The organism is Halorubrum sp. SS7 (genome assembly GCF_005435055.1).
GTDB lineage: Archaea > Halobacteriota > Halobacteria > Halobacteriales > Haloferacaceae > Halorubrum > Halorubrum salinarum.
Genome location: NZ_SGXV01000045.1, coordinates 1 through 3844 on the forward strand (window position 1 = coordinate 1; position 3844 = coordinate 3844).

The following is a 3844-nucleotide window of genomic DNA, read 5'->3' on the forward strand; positions in this document are numbered from 1 at the left end:
CCCGCTCCCGCGAACAGATCGACGTAGGTCAGGTCCTGCTGACTCATCTATCGGAGAGTGCTGCTCAACTGTATTTAATCGTTGGTACTGGGAGAACCGTTGGAGAGGCGACTCCTCATTGTGGTCGCTCCCCTACCCCGCTGGTAGGTGTACTGGGAGAACCGTTGGAGAGGCGACTCGTTCGGAGACGCTCGTCACGGAGCCGGATTTCTCTGAGCAAATTTCATATCGTGTGGCGCTGAAGTCGGCACATGAGCGGTGACCTCGTTGAGTTCCCGGTCGAGGTGGAGGTCACACCGGAACGATACGGGACACTTCGATCGGTGAATGTTGTGTCTGGAGACGATATTCCACCGGAGTTAGATTCGCAGGAGTGGCGGCTCGAAGAGATCTCCGTCGAGTCGCACGTTCGAGATCAAATCGATATCGCTGTGATGGATGAAACGGCGAAGGTCGGTGTAGTTCGGGTTGACCCTGGTACGCTGGAGTGGGAATTCACCGAGGAATAGATTTTACTCTACATAGTCTGGCACGGAACCAATTCGGCCCGTTCTCACGTTCCAGTCCCAATCAACGTCCGAGCCACATTTTTGACACTCTAGCCGCTCTTCACCAATATACCAGTACCTGCCACAGTTCCGACACTGAACATCATCAAATGTGCCCGGCGGAGGTTCTGGTCCTCCATAATCCGTTTTGAGAGCCAACTCGTGAGGGAGAAGGTACCGATAGTAGTCGAAGGGATCGGCGTCATCGAGAGAAACCAGACGGTAGCTGCTCGACCTATTTTTCAGTCTAATCACTCTCTCTGTATCGATTAACCAATCCATGAGTGGCAGCGACCCCGTAACGTCCGGTCTCGAATCGGCATCCGTGACACCGGACCGGGGGTGGCGGAGAGAGTCGTTGTTCTCGAAAACTGTACCGGAGAAGAACTGCTCCCATGTAACGGAACGCCGGAGGTCAGTGGCCAATTCTTGATAGTACTCGCGAGGAAGAATCACCGAAATCTCTACTTCTGGTTGCTCGTCGCTTGTGCTAGCGATCCATCTCTCTAAGCCGTAGGAGCCAGAATCGTCGAACCGGAGGTCCCACGGTGTGGTGTCCCAAAGGGCGCGGATACAGCGGTCGTACCACTCGTCTGGGAGACGAACCAATACAGATGGCGCATCTGGGAGCTCGAAGTCCCAAACGTCCCGAGCCGTCTGGCGATGGCGAGAGACACGATCTAGGGTTGAGTAAGAGCTGAACCCGGGAGAACGGTCTTCGCCAGAAGTGGTCCATGAGCGGAGCGGGAGTGTATCGAGTTCGAATTCGTCTGTCGGCCCCCACTCAGAGCGGTCTGGGACTGCCGTAGGCCATACGGGGACGACTTTGCCCCCGAAGAGGTTTACATCGTCGTCACTCGTGAACTGACTGTCCCAGAGCCAGACAGTGGTGAATCCCTCGTCGAGGTAGTTCTGGGTGGACTCGTCTCGATTCTTGTTGATGTTCTTGTGTTGGTACTCAATCGCTAGTCCGTGGCCGTAGTTCGGGTGCGGTTCCTTGAACCGGACAAAGGAGTCTGCCCGTTTAGACCCGATCTGCTCTTCGAGTCCCCACTCGGTACAGTTGCCCTCAAACTCGACGAGCGCCTTCGAGAGAGCAATCGTCTTTCGCTTCTCGTGGATATCGCTCTCGCCGGTGAGATTACAGTTGCTGTCGTCGACGCCGGGATTGTGTCTGAAGTGACGCGAGACGAGCGCGCCGTTGTTCCGTGTGTGTTCACGAACGACGTACATTGGTTTTTCGCACTCAACACATGTGAGATCGGGATCTGGCTGATCAACCTCAAACGGTGAAATCGCTTTTTCGCCGTCAAGGAGGGCTACGAAGCTCATATACCAGAATCCATGAAGCCCGGAGAAATAAGTTGATCATGAGTATAGTGGAAGTGAAACGAGGGAGTAAAGCGTTATTCAATACGATTTAGAGAAGTGGCTTCTTGGGTGAATAATTACAGAGAACGGCTCCGATCTATTTCCGAATAGCTAGAGTTTTTCATCCTCGTTGTTTATTCAGATATCATGAAGTCAGGAGTGATCGGCATTGTTGAAGGCGAGCCGCGGCAGGTAGAATCTTATCATCGAACGGTTGAGCAGGATGGTACACCACTAACCGAGTGTATCGAAGTAACGCAAACTCACAATAACGTGGGTAGTGGATTCACAGTCCAGACTGGCCGAGCAGCTGTTCAATCCATCGTTCAAGAGGAAACAGTACAAATTACTGATCAAGGTGAGATTGCGGTTGTCGAAGAGGGTCAACGTCAGACAAAATATACCGAATTCGTCTTTGTACCCGGAGAGTTTGTAGTGGTCGACAGTGGCTCCGGCGTATTCCTCTTCGACATGCTGAGAGACATTGTCGGACTAGGGTCCGTTGAGAGGGCTGAGTTCGATTTGGCTGAGTTCCTGTCGGAACACAGTGAGAGTACACCTTGGCAGGTCGGGTTCTATGGCGTTGGAAGTGAGGCAGAAAAGGGCGTAGTATACGGTGAAAATGTACTTAGTGATGCCCACATTGGGAACACGCTAAAGACCTCGAACAAGAACCAAGTTGGTGTAAACCATCGGAGGGGAGAAGAAAAGGTGAAGGTGAGCTTGACTGAAAGTGGATACATCGACGTATACCAGCCGAGTAATTACGAATCAACTGACTTTGCTGAGTATGTCATTGACGAGATTATCCATCTGAACAAATAATAAGATGGATAAAATTTATACCATACAGACACATCCCTTCCGACAATAATCCATGCCAGAGGAAAACGAATTTAGCTATAGCGGCTACCTGATATTTAATTCCGTTCTGGAGTTCGAAGATGATTCTAACATCTATTCAGACGATTCGGTAACTACTGTCGAGTCCGAGATCCACGATGATCTACCCGAGTTCGAGCCCGGGTCATTCAGCCAACCTGGAGACGGGTTTGAGCTACTGAGCATTCGAGACTATATACGCGATGACGAAGAGGTTGACGAGGAATTGGAAGCAATCGCCGACGACTTACTCGGAATCCGCTACCAGCACGAAGACTTCATCGAACAAGAAGCAGAGGTTGATGGCGAACGTAGAATAGTTCATATACCGACTATCAACAGTGTGGACGCGTACTGGGTACATCCGGAATTCATTGCGTTGCGGGGGCAAAAAGGCGAAATGGAGTCGGCGAAGGAACGGCTACAGCGAGTCCTGTCTACTGGAGTACTACTTCGAGAAATTCAATTTGACGCGGACTTTCTGCTGTGGCTCTTTTACAAATACCGCACTGGTGACGATCTTACTTCGGGGCTTGGAATAAGGAAATTGACCGACTCGGAAGCGAAAGGGCGTGAGGACTACTTTGGTCGCAGCAACATCGTTAGCGATTCACAGAACTTGGGGCAGTCAACCCCTCTCCTTATTGGAATCCTCCGGCAGAAGAGCGTCTCGATGCTTGAGGGCTTCTTCACGATGGACGGGGTACAGATAGCCGCTAAAATAGAGAAAACGAAGATACACGTCAAAGCGTCGAAGGGAGCGATCAGTGAGACCACGAACGATACTCTTCGCGTAGCCCTCGCCATAAGATTCGTTAGAGAACTAGTCGAGCTGTATGAACACTGGGAGTCCCTCGATCCTGTGGACAAGTATCCCCCCTTCGAGTTTTTCGAAGGTATCTACGAAGAGTGTATCAACCAAGGAGTGAGGATCGATACGATCCCGGATACACTACTGCGTCGCTTTGCGAACTTGCGTGATGAACCGCCGTCTGAGTGGAACGTCGGAATATGATGGTGAGGTAAAAAGACCCATATATCCC

General features: G+C 51.3%; 4 protein-coding genes. 3 read left to right on the top strand and 1 reads right to left on the bottom strand.

Features of this window, described 5'->3' with window-relative positions; translation table 11 throughout:
• Window positions 1–251 precede the first annotated feature (251 nt).
• Window positions 252–509, top strand: a complete 258-nt coding sequence (locus tag EXE44_RS16170; RefSeq protein WP_137717938.1) for a hypothetical protein — start codon at window positions 252–254, stop codon at window positions 507–509.
• 3 nt (window positions 510–512) lie between these two features.
• On the opposite strand, the gene EXE44_RS16175 is transcribed toward EXE44_RS16170, so the two are convergent.
• Window positions 513–1880: a hypothetical protein gene (locus tag EXE44_RS16175; protein WP_137717939.1), complete on the bottom strand. Its 1368-nt coding sequence runs from the start codon at window positions 1878–1880 to the stop codon at window positions 513–515.
• Window positions 1881–2066: 186 nt separating this feature from the next.
• Between EXE44_RS16175 and EXE44_RS16180 the strand changes: the two genes are divergently transcribed.
• On the top strand, window positions 2067–2744 hold the full coding sequence (locus EXE44_RS16180) for a hypothetical protein (protein WP_137717940.1): 678 nt from the start codon (window positions 2067–2069) through the stop codon (window positions 2742–2744).
• Window positions 2745–2796: 52 nt separating this feature from the next.
• On the top strand, window positions 2797–3816 hold the full coding sequence (locus EXE44_RS16185) for a hypothetical protein (RefSeq protein ID WP_137717941.1): 1020 nt from the start codon (window positions 2797–2799) through the stop codon (window positions 3814–3816).
• Window positions 3817–3844: the final 28 nt, after the last annotated feature.